Genomic DNA, 26,971 nt, shown 5'->3' with positions numbered 1-26,971 from the left:
TTTAAAGCATGACGGCTAAATCTATTAAACTTGTTTTATTTACTGCGCTATTGCTGTTAATGACCACCGCTACGTGGGCACAACAGGCTATTAGCGGTAATGTAACGGATGTCGGAGGCCAACGGCTTGCCGGCGTAAATATCCTCGTAAAAGGTACCTCAAAAGGCACGGTAACGGGCGCCGATGGCAACTTCTCTATCACTGTGGCCCCGGGGAGCACACTGGTATTCCGCTACCTTGGCTATATTACGCAGGAAGTGCCTGCCAATAACAGCCCCCTTAATATTATACTGCAAACAGATGAGAAAAGCCTCAGCGAAGTAGTGGTAACCGCCCTCGGTATCCGCAAAGAAAAGAAGGCCCTTGGTTATGCCGTGCAGGAAATAAAAGGAGATGAACTTACACAGGCGCGTTCTACCAATATCGCCAATACCCTTTCCGGTAAAGTGGCCGGCCTGAACGTTACCTCCACTGCTACAGGCCCCGCCGGCTCCAGCCGCATTATCCTCAGAGGAAATACCTCTATTGATAAAAACCGGAATAACCAACCACTCATCGTTGTAGATGGGATTCCTATCAATAACGATAACCTCGGCACCGCCAATGAATACGGTGGGATGGATGCAGGCGATGGTATCTCCAGTATCAATCCAGATGATATTGCTACGATGTCTGTGCTGAAAGGCGGTACCGCTGCTGCATTGTACGGTTCCCGCGCCTCCAACGGCGTGATACTGATTACCACCAAAAGCGGCGCTAAACGCAAAGGCGTTGGGGTAGAATTCAGCAGCAATATCACCGTTGATCGTCCTATTGTGGAAAACCTCGACTGGCAATACGACTATGGCATGGGCACCAACGGACTGAAACCACAAACCCAGGCAGAAGCTACGTCCACCGGATTGATGAGCTGGGGCGCCAAATTGGATGGCTCTCCCGTTATCCAGTTCGATGGTAAAACCCACCCTTATAGTGCGGTGAAAAACAACTTTAAAAAATTCTATAAAAGCGGATACACCTTTACCAACTCCGTAGGCATGAGCGGCGGTACCGATAAAATCAATTATCGCTTCGGCGCTACCGATATGAAAAATGAAGCGATTCTACCTAACTCCGGCATCCGCAGAGATAACCTCTCGCTGAATGTGTCTGCCCTGTTAGGCAAGAAGCTTACGCTCAACGTATACTCCAAGTATATCCGTGAACGTACCTACAACCGCCCCAGGGTATCAGATTCTCCCGGTAACGCCAATTTTTCGCTGTATATGTTGCCTACCAGCTTAGCCGTGCAAACGCTGAAAGACAGTAAGCTGGATGCAAATGGTTTTGAACGCTATTGGAACGCGAATCAGTATATCACCAACCCCTGGTTCTCCGTATATGATTTTGAGCAGAATGATAAAAAAGACCGGTTCATCAATTCCGCAGAACTACGCTACGACATCCTCCCATGGCTGTATGCCAAAGGACGCATCGGGGCAGATATGTATAACCGCAGCAACTTTGCCATTACACCTACTGGTACGGCATATAATGTGGGCGGCCAAATCAATGATCAAACCCGGCAGAATTTTTATGAACTGAATGCGGATGTAATGCTGGGCGTAGACAAGCAGTTTAACAACGACTGGCGCCTCACCGCTTTTGTAGGAGCTAACGTGATGCACAATAAGAATGATAAGCTGTTCCTTACCGGTAATGGCTTTTACATTCCCTTCTTTTATGATCAAACAAACCTGAGTACCAAAACAGTGACCAATGATATCTTCGAAAAGAAGATCAACTCCGTGTATGCGTCTGCGGAAGTAGCCTTTAAAAGCTACCTGTATCTGACGCTGACCGGACGCAATGACTGGTTTTCCACATTGCCCATCAACAGTAACAGTATTTTCTATCCCTCCGCTGGTTTGAGCTTTGTGCTGTCTGATGCGGTGACACTGCCGAAATGGTTTAATTACGCGAAGATCAGGACTTCCTGGGCACAGGTGGGCGGCGATACAGATCCTTATCGTTTAAGGCTGTCATACAATGTGCAAAATCCATTGACCTTAGGCACCACCGGCTACCCCGTAGCAGATGTGAAGAAAGCGCCGGATAATACTTATGCAGTACCCAATCCAATATTGAAGCCCTATGTGAATACCAGCTTTGAGGCAGGATTTGAAACCAGGATGTTTGATAACAGACTGAATATCGACTTCGCGTACTATACCCGTACCACTAAAGATGATATCGTACAAACTACGATCTCTAATGCGTCTGGTTTTAATACAGCTTTCATTAACGTAGGTAAGGTAAGTAATAAAGGCGTAGAACTGATGATAACTGCTACGGCTATACGTACTAAAAACTTTACCTGGGACATCACGCCTAACTTCGCCTACAATAAAAGCGAAGTGATTCAGCTGGATGGCCACTTAAAATCTCTGAAAGTATCGGATGTGCGTACGTTTAATGCTACTATACAGCAGGTGCCAGGCCAGCCTTTTGGGGTAATAGAAGGGTATGCATTTAAGAGAGATGCCAGCGGCAATATTCTCTTTAACAGCGCCGGCAAACCACTCCAGGGTGACTACAGGATTTGGGGTACCGGTGTAGCGCCTTATACACTGGGCTTTAATAATAATTTCACCTATAAAGATTTCTCGCTGGGCATTTTAGTAGATGCACGCTGGGGTAACAAAATTTACTCCGGTACCAACGACTACGCCACTTATTTCGGATTACAGAAAAATACCTTGCAAGGCCGTGAAGGCGGAATTACGGTAAAAGCACAGGACGCGGTAGATCCTACTAAATATGTGGATAAAGTAATTCCTGCGCAGGATTACTATCAGAATATCGCCTTCAACATAGCAGAGCCATTTATTTATAATGGGGCCTTTGTGAAGCTTCGTCAGGTGATCCTTACGTACAACCTGCCTTCCCGGATCATGACTAAATCACCGTTCACAGGAGCATCGTTGTCGTTCGTTGCCCGTAACCTGTGGATCATTTACAAAGATATTCCCAACGTAGATCCGGAATCAACTTATGGCAATGGTGCTGGTCAGGGTGCTGAATTAATGGGATATCCGCAGACCCGGAGTTATGGATTAAACCTGAATGTGAAATTTTAAAACAACAGATTATGGCTACATCAACATATAAAATACTCGGGGTGCTGATAGCGGCTACGCTGGTACTGGGCGGGTGCACCAAAAATTTTGAGCAGATCAATACCGATCCTACTGCGGCGCCGGTAATAGCGCCCAGCATTTTACTCACCCGTGGCCTGATATTTACTTCCGGTGGCGAATTTGAAGCGTGGCGGGCCAATCTTATTTACTGTGGTCCTATGGTACAGCATACATCTTCCCTGAGTTTAACTTATGTGGGAGATAAGTACCTCTACAATGATGACTATTCCGGCGCGGCCTTCAATTCGTTTTATCCGAATGCCACGAAGATTTTGTATACGCTGATGAATCAAACGGCGAATGACGCCACACAGAAAAATTACAATGCCATCGCCAAAATTGCGCGGGTCATTGTATTGCAGCGTCTCACAGACCTTTATGGTGATGTGCCGTATTCTCAGGCGGATAAAGCCTATCCCGACCTGGTGTTTTTACCGCAATACGACCGGCAGGAAGCTATCTACACCGGGCTGGCCACTGAGCTGGAGCAGGCTGCCGCGGCAATTGATGTCAATGGTACCGTGGCAGGTGATATCTCCGGTTATGGTGGTACGGCCGCACAGTGGAAGAAGCTGGCGTATTCTGTGATGCTGCGTATTGGGATGCGGCTGTCGAAGAAATCAGATCCTGCCGCTGCGAAACAATGGGTACAGAAGGCCATTGCCGGTGGGGTGTTCACCGCAAATGAAGATGTCTTTTATATTCAGCATGCACCGGGCGATTATGATAATCCCAATAGTCACGTAATAGGCGTATATACTAATAGCCGCGCAGAAACCGGTAAAGCCAATCAGGGGATTAAGCTGTCGCGCTTCTTTGTGAATATGTTGAAAACGAAAGGAGATCCGCGTTTGAAAATTATCGCGGAGCTGCCTAAAGTGGATTCCACACCCGGTGGCGATGATACACCGGCTAATCAGAAAGGGCTGCCCAATGGTTATGATAATTCCTCTGATCCTGTGTATGGTATTGGTTCTACGGGGGATGCTAACATCGCGCATTATTCGCAGCCAAAGCAAGTAATAGCGCAACCCAATTCTCCCAATATCTTCATCACCTATTCAGAGGTGCAGCTAATGCAGGCGGAAGCAGCGGCCAGGGGCTGGATTGCAGGCGATCCGGTACAGTTTTTTATCACCGGCGTGAAGTCGGGTATCTGGCAATGGAGTTTATATTCCAGCAGTATTGTATATAACGACGCAGCCGCTACCACGTATGCCACGGCTCAATCAGCGGCTGTAGCAGCGGGTTCCCTGGCCAATAAGCTGGAGGCTATCAATACCCAATATTACATCACTACGTTCCTGAATGAGTACGAAGCATATGCTAACTGGCGCCGTAGTGGTTATCCGGTACTCACGCCGGTGAACTATAAAAACAACGAAACCAATGGGCAAATTCCGCGGCGTTTACGTTATCCCCGCAGCGATTACGATGTGAACAGAACGAATATCGAAGCATCAAATGCCATACAGGGACCGGATATTTTTATGACGCCGGTTTGGTGGGATAAACCATAAGAGTTTTGAATCTGTCAGGCTTTTTGTAAAAGGGTTGCTTTCGAAATGGAAGCAACCCTTTTTGTAGTTATGCCATATAACGTAATACAGTAAGGTGTTTTGAGCGAATGGAGTCCACGTTTTGCTTTTACCCTCCACAGGTGTGAGTGGAAAAAAACTATGCAATAAAGGTATTGCCTACATTTATTATTTGTTGTTTTTACTGGTTGATTTTTGATGTTATTTTCGTGAAGTGAGATAGTATTTTCACTTTCTTAACGAGTCATTAACGGAAAATAAAAAAATTGTTAAATCTTTTTTGCACTTCTCGTAAATATCCCTAAGTTTGAAAATGATATTCTGACTGAATGCAAAACTTGGTGTGAATAGAAAATGTGAGAGAGATAACACAAGTTTTTTTTTAAGGTATGTTGCTAAAACGTTTTACCTGTAACGTAATGTCAAAATAACAATTAATGCCAATGGAGTAATTCCATTTTAAAGTTTAAGGCGGAAACCACGTATTTACCATCGGGATTCCTGTGCAATGCAGGGAACGATGGTACCGGAATCTCCGTGCCTTTTTTGCTTATGTGTCTGATTCACTTGTTATAATTCACTAAACCAAAAGGAAGCTATGCGAAGATCACTTCTTCTCACCACGTTGCTTTTCTTATGCTGCTGTATCACTGCATGGGCGCAGGATAAGAAAGCTATTACGGGTACCGTAAAGGATGAAAAAGGAACACTTTTACCTGGTGTCACCGTAAAAGAGAAAAACAGTTCCAACGGAGCAACTACAGGCGCCGATGGAAGTTTCAAAATTCAGGTAGCACCCGGTGCCACCATCACTTTTTCCTATATAGGATTTATCAACCAGGATGTAGCTGTTAATGGACAAGCTACCTTGAACATCGTATTAAAAGAAGATAACAAAAACCTGAACGAAGTAGTAGTTACTGCGTTGGGTATTAAACGCGAAACACGTAAACTCGGTTACGCAGTAACTGAATTGAAGGGTGCAGATGTGGCTAAAACCAACTCAGTAAACCCTGTTGCTGCATTGCAAGGTAAAGTGCCTGGTGTGGATATCTCCAGCGCAGCTGGTGGTCCGCAGGCGGCGCCAAGAATTGTATTGCGTGGTGCTAAATCCCTTACCGGTAAGGATCAACCTATTTTCGTGATCGATGGAGTAATCTTCGAAAACGATGTTACTGCCGATGACGTAAACTTCGGTAACGTACTGAAAAACTTTAACCCGGATGATTATGAATCTGTATCCGTGTTAAAAGGTGCTGCTGCAACCGCTTTGTATGGCTCCCGTGCTATCAACGGCGCTATCCTGATTACTACCAAAAAAGGTATTCAGAGAAAAGGTATAGGCGTGAACGTTAGCCAGACTGTGCAAATGGAAAAAGTATACCGTGCTCCAATTGACCTGCAGAATCTCTATGGTCAGGGCCAGGATGGTACGTATGATAAAAATGCCAGTGGATATAGCTTCGGACCTAAAATGGATGGTCGTGACGTAGAATTACTGGATGGTACTACTGCCAAGTTTGTTCCAAGACCTAATAACGTAACTGATCTATATCAGACAGGTAAATACTACAATACCAACGTATCTATGGAAGGTGGTAGTGATAAAGGAACTTTCCGTTTATCTTATTCCCACCTGGACAACAACAGCGTATCTCCTAACAATAGCTTTGGCAGAAATACTTTCGCTTTCCGCGGGTCTTCTGTTATCTCTAAAGTGTTGAGTGCAGATGTTGGGATGACTTATGCTACCAGTAAAACATTGAACCCTGATCGTCAGGGTGGTGATTATACCAACTATAATATTGGTCGTAAATGGGTATACATCTTCCCACGTAACTACGATCCAAGCTACTGGGGACAAAAGAAAAATTATGTTGGTGCTAACGGCGGTCGCGCTGACCTGGCTACACATCCGGGTGCTGACTACTTCTTCCAGAATGAATATAACAGCTGGACCCGTAAGGAAACACTGTTGATGGGTAACTTCGCCCTGAATGCAACCGTAACTGATTGGTTGAAATTTGTGGGTAAAGCTAACTTCAGTAACGAACAAAGTGCAGACGAACGCAAAGAAGCAGGTACAGACGCTTACTTCGGTGGTAGCAATGGTTACTACTCTCAGGCTGGTGTAAATAAATCGCAGTATACTTTTACCGGTTTGGCGATCATTACTCCTAAAATGGGTAAGAAGTTTGACGGTAACTTAACCCTGGGTGCGGAAACCTGGAACAGTGGTCTGGGTAAACAATACAACAACTGGACAGATGGAGGTTTACGTATGCCACAGTTGTACGATCTCAGTAACAGTATAAACGCAGTTAAGGTGAAAAACGCGCCGTTACCACGTAAGCGTATTAACTCTTTGTTCTTTGCAGCCAGCGTTGCTTACAACAATGAACTGTTCCTGGATGTGACTGGCCGTAACGACTGGTCTTCTGCATTGACTTATCCGAAAAACAGCAATGGACATACTACTAACTCCTACTTCTATCCATCTGTAAGTGGTGCATGGGAATTTACCCAGACCCTGAAAGATAAGATGCCTTCATGGGTAAGCTATGGTAAACTCCGTGCCTCTTATGCAATGGTAGGTGGAGATACTGATCCATTCACCATCAATACAGGGTATTACAATTCAGACTTCTTCAACAACAACTATAAGGGAGAAAACCTGCCACTGATTAACATTTATAACAGTGACGTTTTACCTAACCTGAACCTGAAACCTTCCCTGGCTAAAACCATCGAACTAGGTACCAATATCCGCTTTGCTAATAACCGTATTGGTGTGGATTTTGCCTGGTATCGTACCAACATTACTAACCAAATCCTGGCCCTGGCTACTACACAAGAATCAGGTGTGAAGTCCCGCAGAATTAACGCGGGTGCTATGGTAAACAGAGGTATTGAAATAGCGATCAACGGTACACCTATTCAACATAAGAACTTTACCTGGGATGTAACCTTGAACGGAAGCCGTAACAAAAATAAAATTGTTGAACTCTATCCAGGTGTAAATCAGATTACCATGGGTGAAGATCAGGGTGTTAAAGCAATTGCTCAGGTGGGCGGCGCTTATGGCGACCTCGTGACTGACTACGGCTTTACCCGTGATGCAAACGGCAAACCATTGATTAACTACGAATCAGGTAGCGCTAACTATGTTCGTGGCTATTCTGTAGTGGGTAACATTGCACCCGATTTTAACCTCGGCCTCGTTAATAACTTCACTTACAAGAACTGGACCCTGGGTATCCTGGTACAGGCACGTATTGGTGGCGACTTCTTCTCTGCTTCTCATCAATATGGAACAGGACGTGGTACAACTGCTAATACTGTATTCGGTCGTGATGCAGAACATGGTGGTATCACTTACACTGATAAAGAAGGTGTTAAACATGATAATGGTATGATCCCGGATGGTGTATTCCGTAAAGGAACTACTGTTGTTGCTAAAAATGGTCAGACTGTTCAACTGGATGGTTTGTCTTTCAAAGAAGCATATGACAAAGGATATATAGATCCGATTGCACCAATTGATTACTATGCGATGCAGGGTGATTGGGGTATCGGTATCCGCGAAACTTCCGTATTCGATGCTTCTTATGTAGCATTACGTGAAGTATCTATCGGATACTCCCTGCCAACAAAGACGATTGAGCGCTGGAAATTGACCAGCCTTCGCGTATCTCTGGTAGGTCGTAACCTGGGTTACCTGTTTAACAACCTGCCTAACCATATCAATCCGGAAGCTGTACGTAACAACGCTACGTTTGCATTCTCTGAGTATGGCGCAGTTCCGTTCATCCGTAATCTGGGTGCAACGATACACGTAGGATTCTAATCATACTGTTTAACAACAAAAAAAATTAAAATGAAAGCTGTTAATAAATGGGGGATAGGAGTTGTACTGGCAGGTATGATGCTGAGCTCCTGTACCAAAGGTTTTGAAGACCTTAACAAAAGTCCGGATATTAGCGATAACACCGCACCGGAACTGCTGATTACACAATCTGTAAAAAGCATCGTGGATCGTGATTTCGACTGGTTTTACGATAACTATTCTTATCAAATGCAGTGGATGCAGTTTGTAACAGCTGCACCTAACTCTTCTGTGGCTACACTGTTCACCCCCACTAATACCAATGGTTTCTATGGTGCACTGTATAGCAATATCGGCCGTAACCTGGTAGAAATCGAGGAGATGGTGAAGAAGATGCCAGAAGGGGAGAGAGGTAAGTATGCACAACTCGTGGCTATAGCCAAAATTATAAAAGTATACTCTGCGTGGCGTGTATCGGATGCTAATGGTAGTATTCCTTATACACAGGCCTGGCAATCCCGTTATGGTGGTACCGTTACTCCTGTATATGACAATCAGGAAACGCTGTTTGCTACCTGGGATGCTGAGCTGAAAGCAGCACTGGGTACGTTGACCCAGGGTTTACCTAATCAGGTAAGCTATGGCTCCGGCGATATTTTCTACAATGGTAACGCGGCCAACTGGGCGAAAGCCGGAAACGTTTTGCGTTTGAAATTGGCTATGCGCCTGCTGAAAAGATCACCTGAGAAAGTTGGTCCTATTGCAAAAGAAGTATTGGCAAGCAAAGCTGGTCTGTTTGCAGGCGTGAATGATGAGTGGAAATTTATTTCTGCTTCGTCAGGCTTCGCACGCGGTGGTAACTGGTCAATGGACGGTAGCCCGATTGTACCTGCCCAAAACATGGTAGAATACATGAGTGCCAATAACGATCCTCGTCTGGGTCTGTTCTTTGAAAAGAATAGCTATACTAAAACAGCTTTCGATAGCCTGAAAGCAGGTGGTGCTTTACCTGCAGGCGCTATTTATAATGGTCGGCGTTATGTAGGCTTGCCTTCAAGCCCTGCCGCACGCAAAAGTCCGGAATATGCATTGCTGACTGCAAAGAAGACCTATGTATTGCACTTTAATGGCCAGGAAGTAACTGTAAACCATGATACCATTTCCAACATTCAGAAACGCCTGTTCGATCTGAACCAGGAAGGTAATGGTCCGGGTAGATATACACAGCCAATTCTGACTTATGCGGAAATGTGCTTTATGATATCTGAGCTGTCTGTACGTGGTATCATCAGTGAAAATGCAGAAGCCTGGTACCAGAACGGTATCTACGGATCTGTGTTTTCTTATGATAAAATGGGTGCTGACGCTAATATCAAAGACTATGTGCCTGTGAAAGATTCCAGTGTCATCAGAGATTATTTCAACATGCCAGCTGTAGCCTTTACCGGTAGTAGTGCAGTATTGCTGGAAAAAATCAACATCCAGAACTTCCTGAATCATTATAAATCTCCTTGGGAAGCATGGGGTGCATGGAAAAGAGCAGATGTGCCTAAAGTTGGCGGTATCCTGCCTTTCGAGCCATTTGTTTCTGCACAGGGTCTCAACCTGCAGGTGCCACGCCGTTGGGCACTGCCTCAGCCTAGTACCAACGATAACATGACTAACTGGAGAAATGCGATCTCTGATATGCAGAAAACCGGTGAGTATGGTAACGATGCAAACACCTACACCGGCCGTGTTTGGTGGGATAAACAGTAATTTAGCATAGTGAATAAACAAAAAAAGTCCCCCACCAAACGGTGGGGGACTTTTTTTATTTCATCTAATTGATTATCCAATCATATTCTTAATCTCACTCAGCTTCAACAGCGCCTCCACCGGTGTTAACCGGTTAATATCCACATGATCCAACTTCTCCCTGATCTGCTGGAAAGTATCACTATGCGCATCAAAAATGTTCAACTGCAACTTCTGCGAAGGCGTATTCAGTTGCTTTACATTTTTCTGTAAAGGCGCATCAATATGTTTTTCTTCGAGATTGGCCAGCACTTCATTGGCACGGTTAATCAACTCCGGCGGCATTCCTGCCATACGGGCCACGTGAATACCAAAGCTGTGGCGACTTCCACCTGCTGCCAGCTTACGCAGGAAGATAATTTTATTACCCGATTCCATATTGGTGATATGAAAGTTCTTCACCCGGCCATGTTTATTTTCCAGCTCATTCAGTTCATGATAGTGCGTGGCAAATAATGTTTTGGGACGATGCGTGGTCATGTCATGCAAATATTCCACAATGCTCCAGGCAATGGAGATACCATCGTAGGTACTGGTACCACGGCCTATTTCATCCAGTATCACCAGGCTACGTGGGGTAATGCTATTGATAATACTGGCAGTTTCATTCATTTCCACCATGAAGGTTGATTCCCCTCCACTGAGATTATCGGAAGCGCCTACACGGGTAAATATTTTATCGGTGAGCCCTATGTCTGCACTGCTGGCCGGTACAAAGCTGCCCATGTGCGCCATCAGCGTAATCAGGGCAGTTTGACGCAACAGCGCCGATTTACCACTCATGTTGGGACCGGTCAGGATAATGATTTGCTGCTGTTCTTTGTCCAGTTGCAGATCATTGGATACATAGGTATCACCGGCTGGTAACCCTCTTTCTATCACCGGATGCCGTCCGTCTTTGATCACGAGGTCAAAGCCCTCGTTGATATTAGGACGACGATATTTGTATTGCATCGCGTTTTGCGCAAAGCAAAGGAGACAGTCGATCCGGGCAAACACCTGTGCATCTTCCTGCACAGGCTTAATAAATTCCTGCAGGGCCAACACCAGTTCTTCAAACAGTTTGGCTTCCAGCACCTGGATTTTATCTTCCGCACCTACAATCTTTTCTTCATATTCTTTCAGCTCCGGGGTAATATAACGTTCCGCGTTAGCGAGCGTTTGTTTACGCATCCAGCGTTCCGGCACTTTGTTTTTATGGGTATTGGTGACTTCCAGGTAATAACCGAACACGTTGTTGAAGGCTATTTTCAGGGAAGGAATGCCTGTTGCTTCTGATTCTTTCTGTTGTATTTGTAAGAGATAGTCTTTGCCTTTGTTGGCGATGTTGCGTAGTGCATCCAGTTCCGCATTCACACCTTCTTTAATACAACCGCCTTTATTCACCAGTACCGGCGGGTTCTCTGCAATTTCATTGAGAATACGTTCCAGCAATGGGGCGCAGGGGTCTAGTTTTTCGTTCAGGCGTTTGAGGTAGTCGTTATGGGTATTGGCCAGCAATGCCTGTACGTCCCGTACCTGCTCCAGGGAGCGGGCCAGCTGCATCACTTCCCGGGGATTGATTTTCCGCAGAGGGATTTTAGAGACGAGCCTTTCCAGATCACCGGTTTGCTTCAGGTGATGCGTGAGTGATTTGGAGAGATCGGTTTCTTTGATGAAGTATTCTACGGTGTCCAGTCGCTCGTCGATGGCCTTGATATCACGCAGGGGGAATACCATCCAGCGTTTTAGGAGACGGGCGCCCATTGGTGTTACCGTGTTATCCAGTACTTTCAGCAGGGTATGTCCGTTTTCCACGCTGCTGTTCAGCAGTTCCAGGTTGCGCACGGTGAAGCGGTCCATCCAGAGGAAATCGTCCTGGCTGATGCGCTGCATGCGGGTGATATGCTGCAGGTGCGGATGTTCGGTATCTTTCAGGTAGTGGAGGGTAGCGCCGGCAGCGATGATAGCAGCGGGGAGACCTTCCACACCATATCCTTTCAGGGAATGTGTTTCAAAATGTTTGAGCAGTATTTCTTCCGCATAGGTGGTGGTAAAGATCCACTCATCCATGGTGTAGGTATAGAAGCGGGTGCCAAAGGTGGCTTTAAAATGCTTCTGCTGTTGTTTGGCGAAGAGTACTTCTGCGGGGCGGAAGCTTTGCAGGAGTTTATCCACATATTCTATACTGCCTTCGGCGATAAAGAATTCGCCGGTGGAAATATCCAGGAAAGATACGCCAGTAACGTCTGGGCCGAAATGTACGGCGGCCAGGAAGTTATTACTGGAGTTTTCCAGCAGCTTATCATTCACGGCTACACCGGGGGTGACCATTTCGGTGACACCACGTTTTACAATACCTTTTACTGTTTTGGGATCTTCCAGCTGATCGCATACAGCTACACGGTAGCCGGCTTTTACCAGTTTGTGCAGATAAGTATCTAACGAATGGTGGGGAAATCCGGCCAGGTCTACATAAGAAGCGGAGCCATTGGCCCGCTTGGTTAACACGATGCCCAATACCCGGGCAGCGATGACTGCATCCTCACTGAACGTCTCATAAAAATCGCCAACACGGAACAACAGTATGGCATCAGGGTATTTAGCCTTGATGGCCTTATGTTGTTGCATGAGCGGGGTTTCTTCCGATTTGCTTTTTGCCATGGCGCAAATATATAAAACTCATCCCATCCTATTATCTTTGCAGGTGATGAGAAAATTAAGCATGGATGAACTGGGCCGTAAAACGGTGGCTGAGTTCAAGGCGGCCAATAAAACGCCTATCGTACTGGTACTCGATAATATACGCAGCATGCACAATGTGGGCTCCGTATTCCGTACTGCAGATGCTTTTTTGGTGCAAGGCATCGTCCTTTGTGGATATACCCCCGTGCCACCCCACCGCGATATCAATAAAACGGCGCTGGGAGCCACGGAAACCGTAGAATGGCAGTATTTTGATACTACCGTAAACGCGGTACAGGAGCTGAAAGCAGCGGGCTATAAAGTAATGGCCATTGAACAGGCAGTAAACAGCCATATGCTGGATCGCTTCCAACCGCCTACCGGAGAGCCGCTGGCACTGGTGTTCGGGAATGAAGTCAGCGGGGTAGATGGAGAAGTGATGAAGCTGGTAGACGGCTGTATCGAAATCCCTCAACTGGGCATGAAGCACTCCCTGAATATTTCGGTGACCACCGGTATTGTAGTTTGGGATATCTTTGTGAAACTGTCAGCTACCAGCCGTTAGCTTTTAGCCAACGGGAAGCGGAGGTTGTCAGTCGCCATACAATCTTATTAATTTATAACTGTCTGTATAAAACCTAAAACAAGCGCATGATCTCAACGGTAAATAAATATTTGTCGCTGGTAAAGTTTAGTCATACCATTTTCGCCATGCCTTTTGCATTGACCGGCTACTTCATGGCTACTACCAAAGGTGGTGGGCATTTCAGCTGGGCTACCTTTGGCCTCGTGGTATTATGCATGGTGTTTGCACGGAGTGCTGCCATGGCGTTCAACCGCTGGCTTGATGTGGACATCGACAAATTGAACCCACGTACGGCGAAAAGAGAAATACCGGCAGGTATCATATCTCCCCAAAATGCTATGTTTTTTATTATCGCCAATGTGGCAGGCTTTATCATTACCACCTGGTTTATTAACCGTATCTGTTTCTTCCTGTCGCCGGTAGCTTTGCTGGTAGTGCTGGGATATAGCTATACCAAGCGTTTTACGGCCTTTTGCCACCTGGTACTGGGCGTTGGGCTATCATTGGCGCCCATCGGTGCTTATCTGGCGGTAACCGGCCAGTTTGCCGTATTGCCGGTGCTGGTATCTGTATTGGTGCTGTGCTGGGTATCCGGATTTGATATTATTTATTCCTTACAGGATGAAGATTTTGATAAGTCGCAACAACTGAACTCTATTCCGGCCTGGCTGGGACTTTCCGGTGCACTTCGTTTTTCAGAGCTGCTACACGTAATAGCGGCAGCCCTGGTGGTAACTATTGGCCTTACCGGCGGTTTCCACTGGCTGTTCTGGATAGGTGCTGCGGTGTTTGTGGTGATGCTGGTATCTCAGCATCTGCTGGTAAAACCGGACGACCTCAGTAAGGTCAACATTATGTTTATGACCACCAATGGTATTGCCAGCGTAGTATTCGCGGTGTTTACCATTGCTGATATGCTCATTTTTATATAAGCGTTTAGCCATTAGCTTTTAGCTGTTAGGAATAATTAACAGATAATGCTAACGACTAAAAGCTAACTGCTAACAGCTAAAAGCTTTCTCATGCCTCGTTTAATGGCCATTGATTACGGAAAAAAAAGAACAGGACTGGCCGTAACAGATCCGATGCAATTGATTGCGAGTGGGCTGACCACCATTCCTACGCACGAACTGATTCCTTTCCTCAAAAAATATTTTGCCGCGGAACCCGTGGAAACGATTGTGATCGGAGAGCCTAAAAACCTCGATGGTAACGCTACAGATGCTACGCCACTGGTGATAGAATGTATCCGGATTATTAAAAAGAATTTCCCGGATATCCCGGTGGTAAAAGTAGATGAGCGCTTTACTTCCAAAATGGCTTTCCAGACCATGATCGATAGTGGCCTGAAGAAAAAGGACCGCCGTAATAAAGCCCTGATTGATGAAATCAGTGCTACGATTATATTACAGGAGTATCTGCAAAATAAAATATAAGAAAAAATCAGTATAATCAAGCAGCTTACGCAGCGCAAAGAAGCTTAAAATATTTATCTTTGCGGATTAAACCAATATTTGAACATGATTTTGCCAATAGTTGCTTACGGGCACCCGGTTTTGAGAAAAGTAGCGGAAGATATCACACCAGAATATCCAAACCTGAAGGAATTCATTGCTAATATGTGGGAAACCATGTATGGTTCAAACGGCGTGGGCATTGCTGCTCCGCAGGTTAATAAAGCTATTCGCCTGTTTGTAGTAGATAGCAAACAAATTATAGAAAATCTGGAAGAAGAGGAGAAAAACGACTACCCTGGTGACGAGGGCGTGAAAGGCGTTTTTATCAATGCACATATCGTAGAAACCGGTGGGAAAGACTGGGCCTATAATGAAGGCTGCCTGAGCATTCCAAAGGTAAGGGAAGATGTAAACCGCGCAGAAACTGTTACACTTAGTTATGTGGACGAGAACTTTACCCCGCATGAAAGAACTTTTACAGGTGTGACTGCCCGCGTGATTCTGCATGAATATGATCACATCGACGGGGTCTTATTTATCGATCATCTCAAGCCGCTGAAGCGCAGAATGTTGAAAAGTAAACTCGACGATATTACTAAAGGTAAAATCAGGGTAGATTACAAAATGACCTTCCCTAAATAGGAAATAATTTTGTAATGTAAAGAAAACCTGTTATTTTGGTATCATAAAGTATAACCTCCATATCCTCAAACTTGGGAGCGACCTTAACATACACTGAAGTTGAATTGATTCAGGGCCTTTTGGCCAGGGATGAAAAGGTATTTACTTATTTGTATGACCATTACTCACCCGCACTATATGGAGTAGCCCTCAAAGTAGTAGGAGAGGAAGCCGCAGCAGGAGACGTATTACAGGAAGTTTTCGTAAAAATATGGCGTAATATAGACCGTTACGATGCCTCAAAAGGACGGTTGTTTACCTGGATGCTCAATATAACACGTAATACCGCTATTGATAGTCTCCGCTCAAAAAATCACAAATTGGATCAACGGGTACAGGATGTTAACAGCGTAGCACTGATGTATGAACCACAATTGGCCGTACATTTGTCCGTAGATCATCTTGGCCTCAGCAAAGTGATTGAACGTTTGCAAAAAGATCAACGTATTATTATAGATATGGCTTATTTCAAGGGGCATACCCAGGAAGAAATCGCCAAGTCCCTTGAAATACCATTGGGCACTGTGAAAACTCGCATGCGCAATGCCATTATACAATTGAKAACACTCTTAAAACAATTGTAATTACAGCACAGTGGATGTACAACGCTACATATCATCAGGAATTCTTGAAAGCTACGTATTTGGTATGTTACCAGAAACGGAGCAGGGCGAGGTGGAAAAACTTGTCTCTCAATATCCTGATGTAAAAGCAGCATTGGATTCGCTGCAGCAGGATAAGGAGCGGTTTGTACAACTCTACGCCGTGGCTCCTCCTACGGGCATTAAGAACCGGTTAACAGAAATCATCCGCCATGAAAACACGGAAGAAGGTAATAGCCTGTTGCCGGAAGAACTACGCTCACCTGTTAACGGTTCAAAACACAATGGCAAAAAAGTAGTAGGTAAAAAAAAACCTGATACAGAAAAAGAAACACCTATAAAACACCTGCCAGCCCCGAAATCATCATCGGACCGCATATGGAAATACCTGACAGCAGCCATTGTAGTGTTGCTGATAGGTAGTGTTGTCATKAATTTCTTTTTCTTCCAGAAATCCACAGATTACAAGAGTCGTTATAAATCATTAGTAGCCACCAAAGAAAAACTGGAGGCTGCAAAAGAACATCAGTCACTCACCAGCGCTAAGGAAACAACCCCTGTTCCCATAGAGCCGGACCCCTTGAGTAACCCTGATTTTAAATGGACCCAATTACAAGGTGGTGGCACATATGCTGGTAAATCCGTGTCTGTAGGCTGGAACGCTCAAACACAGGCGGTGTATCTGCAGGCAAAGATAATGCCCCTGCCACCAGCTGGTAAACAATTTCAACTATGGGCCATCGTCAATAAGAAATTGATAGATGCCGGTGTTTTTGATACCGGTGCAGCACTGGAGCAACAACTACAGCACATGAAAGCGGTGGCGGTAGCACAGGGCTTTGCCATTACACTGGAACAAAAAGGCGGTAGTATCGAACCTACTATGAGTCAGGTTTGCATGTCTGCCAAAGTGACGAATTGAAATCGGTAGTGCAGTAGAATTTTCGCGTTAAGAATCATTATATTGCTTATATTATAAGCCCCATTAATTACTAGAAGACATATAGAACGTTTTTAAGAGGTATCCTGGAAGGCTGACGTCATGTAGAACATGTTCCGTTTTGTTGTGTGTTGAAATCAATTTCATTATTAAACACCATTAAATCATACCTGGTTCGTTTTGGAATACGCTCCGATATATACAGAAGCTGAGCTGGTGCAGGGCCTGAGAACCCGCGACCAGAAGGTATTCAGTTACTTATACGATCAATATTCGCCCGCATTGTACGGCGTAATCGTAAAAGTACTGAACAACGACAGTGCTGCCGGGGATGTATTGCAGGACGTGTTCCTGAAAATCTGGCGCCACCTTGATCAATACGATGAAGCAAAAGGCCGGCTTTTTACCTGGATGCTCAATATTGCCCGTAATACCGCCATCGATATACTCCGTTCCAAATCTCATAAACTGGAACAGAGAATCCAAAATATAACAGACAACGTACATGCTCTCAACGGACCTTTATCCGTTCATCTATCTACCGACTATATCGGTTTTTCCAGAGTATTGGAAAAGCTAACTAAAGAGCAGCGTACCCTTATTGATCTGGCTTATTACAAAGGCTGTACCCAGGAAGAAATATCCCGGGTACTGGAAATCCCATTGGGTACCGTAAAAACAAGAATGCGTAATGCTATTATTCAATTAAGAAACATTTTGAACAAGTAAATTTTTTTTGCAAAAGTGGACTCACAACATTTCATATCGTCCGGAATCATTGAGCTTTATATGGCAGGCGTTGCTACCGAAGAAGAGGTACGCGAGCTGGAAGCCGCTATGGCACAATTCCCGGAAGTGAAGGCACAGGTAGAAGCCTATCGCCGTACTATGGAAGCGTATATTGAGATGCAGGGAATAGATCCGCAAGCGGATATTAAAACAAGTTTATTCTCCAAAATCAATAATGAACCCAATCTGCAGGAGGAAGCATTGACTCCCGATCAAGACCTGCAACCATCAAAAGTAGTGTCCATGCAAGAAACTAAAAGCCTATCCTGGAAATGGATTGCCTCCGTGGCCGCCGTATTGTTGATCGGCAGCCTCGTTCTAAATTATGTGTTCTTTAACCGGTACCAACTATTCAGAGAGTACAAAGACAAGTATGAATCTTTGCTATTATCTCAGAACTCCATTTTGTCCAAGAGCAACTTGTACAAAACCCGTTTAGAACAAATGCAGGAGTCTATGGAAATTATCCAGGACCCTAAAGTATTGAAAGTGCCAATGCCAGGTACCAAAGCGTTCCCTGAAGCATTAGCCACTGTATTCTGGAACCCATCCAGTCAGCAGGTGTATCTGAAGGTGAATAAACTGCCAGAACCAACCGCCGACAAACAGTACCAACTGTGGGCTATCGTAGATGGCAAACCAGTTGATATGGGTGTGTTCGAAATGGGTGATACTGCCAGTCTCCTCCAGAAAATGAAAGTTACCGGTAAAGCACAAATGTTTGCCGTTACCCTGGAGAAAAAAGGTGGTGCCGTATCTCCAACTATGGAACAAATGTATGTGGCTGGGAAAATTCCCGGATGATTTTTGAAGAGCTGATAAAGAGCTGAAAGCATAAAGCCGAAAGCAAAAAGCGATTGTAGCGAATATCTAAGCGATACTATTAAAATAGCCGCTTTTATCTTCGCTACAATCGCTTTTTGCTTTCGGCTTTATGCTTTCAGCTTCCATGCAATGCTGGAACTTTTTCCTAAATTGCACCCATGTCACATATTTGGAAAAGTATAGTCGGAACCGTAGTGCTTTTTGGATTAACCTTCCTGCAACTGACCGCCCAGGATACCGCCCGTTACAAAGGAATGACGGTAAACCTGGATGAGGTGATTGTTGCTGCCAAGCGTATAGGCTTTGACGTTAATAGCTTTATCAAAAGAGTAGAAGATGATACTACATTCTATCGTGCATTTAAAAATCTCCATGTAGTAGGCTTCGATGCCATCAATGATATCCGCGTACTGGATAAACAAGCCGCTATACAAGCTTCCCTTTATAATGAAACCCACCAGGAAGTAAAAGGGAAATGCATGACCATGAAAGTGGCCAATGAAAAAATAACCGGCGACTTCTACACCCGTAAAGGCAATTACAATTACTACACCGCTGAATTATATGCGAATCTGTTTTTCGTAAAAGGAACGGTGTGTGCAGACGATGCCGGTGAAACCCCGGAACGCTCCGGTGGCAGTCTCGCCCGGCATAAAGCGCAACTGAAACAACTGATCTTTAATCCAGGCAAACCAGTACGTGGCGTACCTATCGTAGGACAAAAAGTAGCCATCTTCAGCTATGAGGTAATGCGCTTCTATGACTTCTCTATTTCTGCAGAAACCTACGTAGATGGAACTCCTTGTTATGTATTTACAGCGAAAGCCAAGCCGGGGTTGAGTCGTATCGATAGAGCGGATGTGGTGATCGACGAACTCATCACCTGGTTTAATAAAGACAACTTTGAAATAGTCGGCCGTAAATATGCCCTGTCTTATAAAACAATGCTGTTTGACTTCAATGTGAAGATGAATGTACAGATGACGAAGTTCAACGGGCTGCTGATCCCTTCCCTGGTTACTTATAACGGTACCTGGAATGTACMCTTCAAAAAAAGAGAAACAGCCGTTTTTGTGGCAAAATTCCTCAATTTTACATCACCGCAATAAGTGTTTTAGTTGATTAACGTAATGGTACCGGTCTTATGCACCGGTATTTTTGTTTCCATTTCTTTGTAATCTACAATCCATACATAAGTGGCCACATCGGCTAATTTGCCATTCACACGCCCCGTCCAGCCTACCTGTGGATCTGTGGTGTAAAACACCCGTTCTCCCCAGCGGTTATAGATACTGATGGTATAATCGTATATGGGACACCGGTATATAGGCCGGAAATAATCATTTCTGCCATCACCATTGGGCGTAAAGGCGGTAGGGAAATAAAGCTGACAAGCACAATCATGATATCTTACTACTACTGAATCAGCCGTTTTGCCACAGCTATTATAGGCCACTATGGCATACAAACCGGGCCTGGTAACAGTATACATCGGTGTGCTGGTGCTGTCCTGCCATTTGTAATTGCCGCCACCTGCACCGGTGGCCCGTAGTATGTACACTTCATTTCTGCATAACAGGGTATCCGGTCCGAGGTTTACCCGCAGCGTGTCATCAAAAGAAACGGAAATACTATCGGTGGATTCGCAGCGGCCAATTTTTGCATCTACATAATAATATCCCGGCTTGGTAACATAATAGGTGGCCTGATCTGAGCCATCCTGCCAGCGGTAGGTGCCATTGCCAAAGTCGGCGGTCAGCACCAGAAAGTTGCCTTTACAGATGGTCGTATCATTGCCCAGGTTGAGCTTCTTAAGCCGGTTGTAGTTGATGAAAATAGTATCTACTACACTGCACGTATGATTGATTTCTACTAGCGCCCAGAGGTTGGTGGTGGAGGTAATGGTCACTGCCGGTGTGGTGGCGCCGGTGCTCCATTCCCATTTGGTGGCTTCCGGGATTTTGGGTGCAATCCGGATGCTTTCACCCGGACACAATAACGTATCGGGCCCTAATGAAAAAGGATAGGGGCTGCCGGTAAAGGTGATAGTTACCTCATCTGACATAGCGGGGCAACCTTTTGGAAACACATCTACATGATAGGTGCCGGAAGTAGTAACGTCCTGTGTGGGCGATGTATTACCAGTATTCCACTTGTAGGTACAGTTTTGAGCGGTAGCATCTAAAGCAATGTGCTCTCCTGTGCATAAAATAAGATCCTTGCCCAGGTCTATTTTGGGAATGGGCGTATAAAATACGTTGACGGAATCCGGATTAGGGCAGCCGTTGATTTTTACTTTGTAGGTAGCGGAAGTATCAACGAGGATACTGCTGCCGGTTGACCCATCCTGCCAGAGGTAGGTGGCGCCGGGTATAACGGGTGCATTCAATGTCATGGTAGACCCTTCACACAAGGTGATGTCCTGTGGCCCCAGATCAAAAATAACCGGGGTTACAATCGTGGTGGATTGTATAGTCGTGTCTGGTACGCCACCGCGCCAGGCGATCAGCGTATCAGCATAAGTGCCGATAGTATGGTAGATATGATACGCACCACGGATGCTTTTGGACGAGTCTTTATCAGCAGATAGCGGATCACCAAAAAACCATTTTACAGAATCAATGCCTGCAGGATTGGTAATCTGGAAAAACGAAGTATCGTTTACACAGGTGGAAGATACCGTAAAAGGTGTTTTTCCTTGTGCGGAGGCGGTGTTGGCGAACAGGCAGCCTACCAGTAATACTGGTAAAAGATATAGGATACGAAAGGATTTCGGTAGATGGCTTCTCATGTATTGACATGGTAATTGCCGCTAAGATAACTTAAAGTATGTAGAATATTTATAATAATAAAGCAGAATTATTTGAAGTAGTTCGGCGTGTAACACTAACTGCTTGAAATTAAAAGGCGTCAGCCCGGGGAACCCGCTGCTGACGCCTTTTTAATAACATGAATATCATGTAGGGTCCTCTTCTTTCAAGGGCCTTGCTGCAATATATCTTTTCCATTTTTCCAGTACGTTGGTAAAATCAGCAGGCATGGTGCTTTCAAAATACATCTGCTCGCGGGTGCGGGGATGTATGAAGCCCAGCTGTTGCGCATGCAGAGCATGACGGGGCATGATATCAAAACAGTTATCAACAAACTGTTTGTATTTGGTATACACCGTTCCTTTTACAATGCGGTTACCACCATAGGTTTCATCGTTAAAGAGGGAATGGCCAATATGTTGCATATGTACGCGGATCTGGTGGGTGCGGCCGGTTTCCAGGCGGCATTCTACCAGGGTTACGTAGTTAAAGCGTTCCAGTACACGATAATGGGTAATCGCTTCTTTACCATATTCACCATCAGGGTAGGCATCCATGATTTTGCGCAGGCGCTGATGGCGGCCTACATGGGCTACTACGGTGCCTTCTTCTTCTTCAAAATCGCCCCATACCAGCGCGATATAACGACGATGTACCGTGTGATCAAAGAACTGTTTAGCCAGATCATTCATGGCTTTGGGTGATTTGGCTATCACCAGCAGGCCACTGGTATTTTTATCAATACGGTGTACCAGTCCAAACCTTGGTATTTCCGGCTCAATGGGTTGGGTTTTATCGCCCAGGTACCACGCCAAACCATTCACCAGGGTGCCATCGCGGTTACCACAACCAGGATGTACTACCAGGCCGGCGGGCTTGTCGATGACCATGATGTCCTCATCTTCAAATACAATATTCAGCGGTAGCTCTTGTGGAATAATGTCCGTACTCTCCGGGTTCCGGTTGGAAAACACAACAATCTTGTCCAATGGTTTGATCTTGTAATTGGCCTTTACAGGCTTATCATTCACAATCACCATTTCACCATCCAGGGCTTGCTGTATCTTGTTGCGGGTGGCGCCTTCTATGCGGGCCGTAAGGAATTTATCAATACGGATGGGTTCCTGACCTTTGTCAACCACCATATTGATTTTCTCATATATTTCCTCACTGCCATCACCGTTATCCAGCTCATCTTCCAGTTCCAGCAATTCTTCAGCCATTAATATAATTTTTTGCAAAGGTAAAGTTTAGTTGCCAGTTAGCAGTCATCTGCGCAAATGTTCTGTATCACGGCGAATTCGCGTACCTTTGCGCAGCTGAAAAGACTAGTAATGACCATGGAAAAAGTAAGGCAACAGATTGTAGTAAAAGACCTCGGCGTAATTGATTACCAGGCAGCCTGGGATTACCAGGAGCAGTTGTTGAAGGAAAATGTGCAGTTGAAGTCCCGTGCGGCGGATCAAACCCCTAAGCCTACTACTAACTACCTGTTGTTTTGTGAACATCCGCCGGTATATACACTTGGTAAAAGCGGGCATTTGGAAAATCTGCTGATCTCTGAAGAACAGCTGAAGGAGCAGGGCATTGGCTTTGTGCCTACCAATAGGGGCGGTGATATTACATTTCATGGTCCTGGTCAGGTAGTGGGATATCCTATTATTGACCTGGAAAATTTCTTCACGGATATCGGGAAATACCTGCGTTGTCTGGAGGAGGTAATTATCCGCACCCTGGCGGATTACGGCGTAACTGGTGATCGTTCCAAAGGAGAAACCGGCGTATGGCTGGACCCGGATCAACCAGGGAAGGCACGTAAAATATGTGCGATGGGCGTACGTTGCAGCCGTTGGGTAACCATGCATGGCTTTGCACTGAATGTAAACACGCTGATGGATTATTTCAATAACATCATCGCTTGTGGTATTGCGGATAAACAGGTGGCATCACTTAACCGCGAATTGGGTGGCGAAGTAAATATAGAAGAAGTAAAAGCCCGTCTGAGCAAGCACTTCGGAGAAGTGTTTGAAGCGGAAATGATATAAAAGCCGAAAGCATAAAGCTATTAAAGCGAATGATCAGCACGAGTATTTGAATTACTCATAAGCGCTGATCATTCGCTTTAATAGCTTTATGCTTTCGGCTTTATGCCTTCTGCTACATTTTATAATTCAATGGAATAAACAAATTCCATTTCTCTTTCAGTTTACCGTCTTCGAATATTTCAAAGTTAAACCAGCCGGCATGCATGAAAATAGCTTTCTCTAAAATCAGGAAAGGCGCCTTTACCTGTTCAATATCGAAAAGGAAAGTACCGTTGGATTCGTAGAATTTGACCGCATATTTCTTCTGTGGCGCTTCCGGCAATTTAATATTCACGTTACCGTCGGCGGTAGTATAAATATAGTTAGATGGATGCCACACCACTCTTTCGGGTTCTTTGTTTTCCTGCTCTTTGCCTCTGAGGCCTCTGGCGGCATCTTTAATATCGGCGTATTGCAGTTTCTGGTCAGCACGGATAGTGCTGTCAGACAGGGCCAGTACCGTTTTACTGTACATAAACCGGCCATTGGTGAATAAAATAAACAGGCGGTAATAGTTGCTACCAGGCAATGGTTTATTGTCCAGGTAGGCATTTCTTGTTTGTGTAGGATAGCTGGCATAGCCAATGGTATTGAAGTTCAATACGCTATCGAGCGACCGCTGTATACCAATTTCCTTTACCTGTGTAAAGCCGGAAATCCAGTCCAGCTGTATTTTGCCGGTTTTAATGGAGGCCGCGAAGTTAGGCAGTACGGGAGGAGTATATTCCTGGGCCCGGCCTGTAAATGCGGTCAATAAAAACATTCCAATAACAAAAGTTATACGCACTATTTGCTTCATACTGATTATTCCCTGAGCTCTTTAAGTTGGCAAAAATACACTACCGTTCAAATATAATGAACAGTTTTTAAAAGGATAGAACGCCGGGGGGTAGTGAAAGATTGCCTTGCAGGCCACCGGTATGTATTAGCAACACCTGGCTGTTGGGTGGGAAATAGCCCTGCTGCACCAGCTCACGGAAGGCCATCATCAATTTACCGGTGTAAATGATATCTGTAGGAATGCCAGTATTGGCATAAAAAGTATTGATAAAATCTATAAGTGCAGGGGATTGTTTAGCATAACCACCGCCGTGATGATCATGCAATAACTCCCAATGTGTAGTATTACCAGGCTGTAACAGGTCGCGTACTTCCTGCTCAAGGTATTGAGCGCCTTTTAAAACAGGGATGCCTGTTACCTGCTGATGTGGTAGGGCGCTGTTGATCAGGCCTGCCAGTGTAGTACCGGTGCCTGCCGCGCAGAGTATATGTGTAAAGTGGGTTGTAGGGAAGATGGATAATATTTCTTCACAGCCTTTGGTGCCCAGGGCGTTGTGTCCGCCTTCCGGCACGGCCAGGTATTGCGGATATTGGGTGGCCCATTGTGTTTTTAATGCTGGGTCACGGTAATCTTCGCGGGTAACGAATAATAGTTTCATGCCAAGGTCGGCGGCTGTTTGAAGCGTATGATTCAGCCGGGCACTATTTTCTTCTCCTCTGATAATCCCTACAGCGGCCAACCCTGCTTCTTTACAAGCCATGGCGGTAGCGGCAATATGATTAGAGTAGGCGCCACCGTATGTCAACAGGCCATGGTAGCCTTGAGCCACGGCCACCTTGATGTTTTCCTTTAGCTTAAACCATTTGTTACCGGATATTGCCGGATGTATCTTATCCAAACGCAGCATGGCTGCCTGAATGGAATCAGGCAGCCATGCGGTATGAAACGAATCAAGAGTAATGGAATCGTAACGCATTATTCATTCGTTAAAAAGCCACCCTGGCCTCTGTACAGCTTTACAGGCTTGTCCAGTTTCAGTTTCAGTACGGTGATATATTTATCTTGTCCGGTGGCGGGTACATCAATGAATACCAGTCCAGGTACGGCACTCCAGGAAATTTTGCCCACTACCTTGTGTTGCAGTTGTTGTCCGCTGCCTAACATGGTAATGCTTTCAATTTTATTGGTCAGCCCTTTTACCATTACCTGGCCGCTGGTTTTAGCTGGGAGGAACAGGTACAGGGTAGTAGAATCTTTGGAAAGGGTAGTAGGACCATAGAAGTGCCCCTGTGGGATACCGGCTACGGTATTGAAAACGGCTTCTCCATTGCGTTGGTTCCAGGCGCCCAGTTCTTTCAGCATCGTTACTTCTTCTGCAGGGATGGTACCATCTGCTTTAGGACCGATGTCGAGGAGGAGGTTGCCGCCATTGCTTACTGCATCTACGAAGATGGTAATGATTTCGAACGGTGTTTTCCAGTTGTTATCCTGTGGCTGCCATCCCCAGTTGTTGTTGATGGTCATGCAAAGCTCCCACCAATGGAACTTTGGACGGGATACCGGGAAGTTTTGTTCAGGTGTTTCGTAATCGCCATAACCCTGTAAACGTCCGTTGATAATGGTGTTGGGATTATGCGTGGTGAGCATGGTCCGCATTTTTTTTGCTTCCCATTCGTCGGCAGAGTGTTCCCAGTCGCCGTCAAACCACCACAGATCGGGGTTAAACTGGTTCATCACTTCGGCCATCTGGCCCTCATAGAATTTCTGGAAGCGCTGCCATCTTTCCGGTTGTGCTTTGAGCTCATAGCGGTTGCTATCTTTCAAAAACTGCGGATAATCTTTATGGCTCCAGTCTATCAGGGAAAAATAGGCACCACATTTGATGCTATCGCGCCGCAAAGCTGCGTAGAACGGTGTCAGTACGTCTCTTTTAGCCGGTGTACTTGTAGCAACATTCAGTTTACCTAATTTGCTGTTCCACAATGCCACGCCGTCGTGGTGTTTGGTGGTCATTACCGCATAGCGGGCGCCGGACTCCTTAATCAGATCGGCCCAGGCTTGTGGATCATAATTACTTGCAGTAAAGCCTTTCAGCTGCTGCATGTAATCAGGATAGGATATTTTTTTGTTGTGGAATGACCAGGATTCATCGATCCCATTGACAGAATAAATGCCCCAGTGGATAAATATGCCCAGTTTGGCATCAGCAAACCATTGCATTTTTTTGCTAATGTCTTCCGGATTCGTTTTCTGTTGCGCATGTCCGTTTGTAGAAAACAGCGTAGCAAAGGCTCCCAACACTAAAAATCTCTTCATTGTTCTGTTTAATTAATCTTTAAAAAAGGTATTCTCCATAAAAAGAAAGCGTGAAAATAGTTTTAATGATTAAATTTAACGCCGATATTTTTCGTA

20 protein-coding genes are annotated in these 26,971 nt (G+C 45.3%); 14 read left to right on the top strand and 6 right to left on the bottom strand.

Annotation, left to right across the window (positions count from 1 at the left end):
- Positions 1-8 precede the first annotated feature (8 nt).
- The 4 genes from AC1DFM_RS04535 to AC1DFM_RS04520 all read left to right on the top strand — a co-directional run bounded on the left by AC1DFM_RS04535 (position 9) and on the right by AC1DFM_RS04520 (position 10,301).
- Positions 9-3,119 carry a SusC/RagA family TonB-linked outer membrane protein gene (locus AC1DFM_RS04535; RefSeq protein WP_477075538.1) on the top strand — a complete coding sequence of 1,037 codons (3,111 nt, stop codon included), beginning with the start codon at positions 9-11 and terminating at the stop codon, positions 3,117-3,119.
- 11 nt (positions 3,120-3,130) lie between these two features.
- The gene (locus AC1DFM_RS04530) at positions 3,131-4,699 is read left to right on the top strand and encodes a SusD/RagB family nutrient-binding outer membrane lipoprotein (protein ID WP_477075537.1); all 1,569 of its coding nucleotides are present in this window, start codon (positions 3,131-3,133) and stop codon (positions 4,697-4,699) included.
- Between the two features lie 616 nt (positions 4,700-5,315).
- On the top strand, positions 5,316-8,564 hold the full coding sequence (locus AC1DFM_RS04525; RefSeq protein ID WP_477075536.1) for a SusC/RagA family TonB-linked outer membrane protein: 3,249 nt from the start codon (positions 5,316-5,318) through the stop codon (positions 8,562-8,564).
- A 30-nt stretch (positions 8,565-8,594) separates the two neighbouring features.
- Complete coding sequence (locus AC1DFM_RS04520; protein WP_477075535.1) at positions 8,595-10,301, top strand: SusD/RagB family nutrient-binding outer membrane lipoprotein; 1,707 nt, start codon at positions 8,595-8,597, stop codon at positions 10,299-10,301.
- A gap of 72 nt (positions 10,302-10,373) precedes the next feature.
- Here AC1DFM_RS04520 and mutS read toward each other — a convergent pair whose 3' ends face one another.
- Entirely contained in the window at positions 10,374-12,983 is a 2,610-nt protein-coding gene (mutS, locus tag AC1DFM_RS04515; RefSeq protein WP_477075534.1) for a DNA mismatch repair protein MutS, read from the bottom strand.
- 46 nt (positions 12,984-13,029) lie between these two features.
- Between mutS and AC1DFM_RS04510 the strand changes: the two genes are divergently transcribed.
- From AC1DFM_RS04510 to AC1DFM_RS04470, 9 genes are all read left to right on the top strand, one after another.
- Positions 13,030-13,569, top strand: a complete 540-nt coding sequence (locus AC1DFM_RS04510) for an RNA methyltransferase (RefSeq protein ID WP_477075533.1) — start codon at positions 13,030-13,032, stop codon at positions 13,567-13,569.
- Positions 13,570-13,655: 86 nt separating this feature from the next.
- Positions 13,656-14,522 (top strand): UbiA-like polyprenyltransferase, encoded by an 867-nt coding sequence (locus tag AC1DFM_RS04505; protein ID WP_477075532.1) that lies wholly within the window; start codon positions 13,656-13,658, stop codon positions 14,520-14,522.
- Between the two features lie 90 nt (positions 14,523-14,612).
- Complete coding sequence (gene ruvX / locus AC1DFM_RS04500; RefSeq protein WP_477075531.1) at positions 14,613-15,026, top strand: Holliday junction resolvase RuvX; 414 nt, start codon at positions 14,613-14,615, stop codon at positions 15,024-15,026.
- 84 nt (positions 15,027-15,110) lie between these two features.
- Entirely contained in the window at positions 15,111-15,689 is a 579-nt protein-coding gene (gene def, locus AC1DFM_RS04495) for a peptide deformylase (protein ID WP_477075530.1), read from the top strand.
- Between the two features lie 149 nt (positions 15,690-15,838).
- Positions 15,839-16,312: an RNA polymerase sigma factor gene (locus tag AC1DFM_RS04490; protein WP_477075529.1), complete on the top strand. Its 474-nt coding sequence runs from the start codon at positions 15,839-15,841 to the stop codon at positions 16,310-16,312.
- A 64-nt stretch (positions 16,313-16,376) separates the two neighbouring features.
- Positions 16,377-17,252 carry an anti-sigma factor domain-containing protein gene (locus tag AC1DFM_RS04485; protein ID WP_477075528.1) on the top strand — a complete coding sequence of 292 codons (876 nt, stop codon included), beginning with the start codon at positions 16,377-16,379 and terminating at the stop codon, positions 17,250-17,252.
- 198 nt (positions 17,253-17,450) lie between these two features.
- The gene (locus AC1DFM_RS04480) at positions 17,451-17,999 is read left to right on the top strand and encodes an RNA polymerase sigma factor (RefSeq protein ID WP_477075527.1); all 549 of its coding nucleotides are present in this window, start codon (positions 17,451-17,453) and stop codon (positions 17,997-17,999) included.
- A gap of 60 nt (positions 18,000-18,059) precedes the next feature.
- Positions 18,060-18,863 (top strand): anti-sigma factor, encoded by an 804-nt coding sequence (locus AC1DFM_RS04475; RefSeq protein ID WP_477075526.1) that lies wholly within the window; start codon positions 18,060-18,062, stop codon positions 18,861-18,863.
- Between the two features lie 179 nt (positions 18,864-19,042).
- Positions 19,043-19,993 carry a hypothetical protein gene (locus tag AC1DFM_RS04470; RefSeq protein ID WP_477075525.1) on the top strand — a complete coding sequence of 317 codons (951 nt, stop codon included), beginning with the start codon at positions 19,043-19,045 and terminating at the stop codon, positions 19,991-19,993.
- 5 nt (positions 19,994-19,998) lie between these two features.
- Here AC1DFM_RS04470 and AC1DFM_RS04465 read toward each other — a convergent pair whose 3' ends face one another.
- Positions 19,999-21,675: a gliding motility-associated C-terminal domain-containing protein gene (locus AC1DFM_RS04465; protein ID WP_477075524.1), complete on the bottom strand. Its 1,677-nt coding sequence runs from the start codon at positions 21,673-21,675 to the stop codon at positions 19,999-20,001.
- 165 nt (positions 21,676-21,840) lie between these two features.
- On the bottom strand, positions 21,841-22,917 hold the full coding sequence (locus AC1DFM_RS04460; RefSeq protein ID WP_477075523.1) for an RluA family pseudouridine synthase: 1,077 nt from the start codon (positions 22,915-22,917) through the stop codon (positions 21,841-21,843).
- 117 nt (positions 22,918-23,034) lie between these two features.
- On the opposite strand from AC1DFM_RS04460, the gene lipB reads away from it, so the two are divergent.
- Positions 23,035-23,739, top strand: coding sequence for a lipoyl(octanoyl) transferase LipB (lipB, locus tag AC1DFM_RS04455; RefSeq protein ID WP_477075522.1), 705 nt, complete (start codon positions 23,035-23,037; stop codon positions 23,737-23,739).
- Between the two features lie 112 nt (positions 23,740-23,851).
- Here lipB and AC1DFM_RS04450 read toward each other — a convergent pair whose 3' ends face one another.
- The 3 genes from AC1DFM_RS04450 to AC1DFM_RS04440 all read right to left on the bottom strand — a co-directional run bounded on the left by AC1DFM_RS04450 (position 23,852) and on the right by AC1DFM_RS04440 (position 26,875).
- Positions 23,852-24,541: a hypothetical protein gene (locus AC1DFM_RS04450; RefSeq protein WP_477075521.1), complete on the bottom strand. Its 690-nt coding sequence runs from the start codon at positions 24,539-24,541 to the stop codon at positions 23,852-23,854.
- A gap of 103 nt (positions 24,542-24,644) precedes the next feature.
- A complete protein-coding gene (locus AC1DFM_RS04445; RefSeq protein WP_477075520.1) occupies positions 24,645-25,535 on the bottom strand; it encodes a 1-aminocyclopropane-1-carboxylate deaminase/D-cysteine desulfhydrase in 891 nt (296 codons plus the stop codon).
- Positions 25,535-26,875 (bottom strand): alpha-L-fucosidase, encoded by a 1,341-nt coding sequence (locus AC1DFM_RS04440; protein WP_477075519.1) that lies wholly within the window; start codon positions 26,873-26,875, stop codon positions 25,535-25,537. The genes AC1DFM_RS04445 and AC1DFM_RS04440 overlap by 1 nt, the downstream gene beginning before the upstream one ends.
- Positions 26,876-26,971: the final 96 nt, after the last annotated feature.

Source organism: Chitinophaga sp. 05T412, assembly GCF_056396465.1.
The sequence above is the reverse complement of the archived record's forward strand: the minus strand, read 5'-3'. Positions and strand labels throughout refer to the sequence as shown.

Bases quoted from the DNA above. Each gene is read 5' to 3' on its own strand.
- AC1DFM_RS04450 (WP_477075521.1), bottom strand. From the start codon at position 24,541: ATGTTTTTATTGACCGCATTTACAGGCCGGGCCCAGGAATATACTCCT.
- lipB (WP_477075522.1), top strand. From the start codon at position 23,035: ATGGAAAAAGTAAGGCAACAGATTGTAGTAAAAGACCTCGGCGTAATT.
- AC1DFM_RS04530 (WP_477075537.1), top strand. From the start codon at position 3,131: ATGGCTACATCAACATATAAAATACTCGGGGTGCTGATAGCGGCTACG.
- AC1DFM_RS04505 (WP_477075532.1), top strand. From the start codon at position 13,656: ATGATCTCAACGGTAAATAAATATTTGTCGCTGGTAAAGTTTAGTCAT.
- AC1DFM_RS04525 (WP_477075536.1), top strand. From the start codon at position 5,316: ATGCGAAGATCACTTCTTCTCACCACGTTGCTTTTCTTATGCTGCTGT.
- AC1DFM_RS04520 (WP_477075535.1), top strand. From the start codon at position 8,595: ATGAAAGCTGTTAATAAATGGGGGATAGGAGTTGTACTGGCAGGTATG.
- AC1DFM_RS04475 (WP_477075526.1), top strand. From the start codon at position 18,060: ATGGCAGGCGTTGCTACCGAAGAAGAGGTACGCGAGCTGGAAGCCGCT.
- AC1DFM_RS04510 (WP_477075533.1), top strand. From the start codon at position 13,030: ATGAGAAAATTAAGCATGGATGAACTGGGCCGTAAAACGGTGGCTGAG.
- AC1DFM_RS04445 (WP_477075520.1), bottom strand. From the start codon at position 25,535: ATGCGTTACGATTCCATTACTCTTGATTCGTTTCATACCGCATGGCTG.
- AC1DFM_RS04460 (WP_477075523.1), bottom strand. From the start codon at position 22,917: ATGGCTGAAGAATTGCTGGAACTGGAAGATGAGCTGGATAACGGTGAT.
- AC1DFM_RS04535 (WP_477075538.1), top strand. From the start codon at position 9: ATGACGGCTAAATCTATTAAACTTGTTTTATTTACTGCGCTATTGCTG.
- AC1DFM_RS04465 (WP_477075524.1), bottom strand. From the start codon at position 21,675: ATGAGAAGCCATCTACCGAAATCCTTTCGTATCCTATATCTTTTACCA.
- def (WP_477075530.1), top strand. From the start codon at position 15,111: ATGATTTTGCCAATAGTTGCTTACGGGCACCCGGTTTTGAGAAAAGTA.
- mutS (WP_477075534.1), bottom strand. From the start codon at position 12,983: ATGGCAAAAAGCAAATCGGAAGAAACCCCGCTCATGCAACAACATAAG.
- AC1DFM_RS04440 (WP_477075519.1), bottom strand. From the start codon at position 26,875: ATGAAGAGATTTTTAGTGTTGGGAGCCTTTGCTACGCTGTTTTCTACA.
- ruvX (WP_477075531.1), top strand. From the start codon at position 14,613: ATGCCTCGTTTAATGGCCATTGATTACGGAAAAAAAAGAACAGGACTG.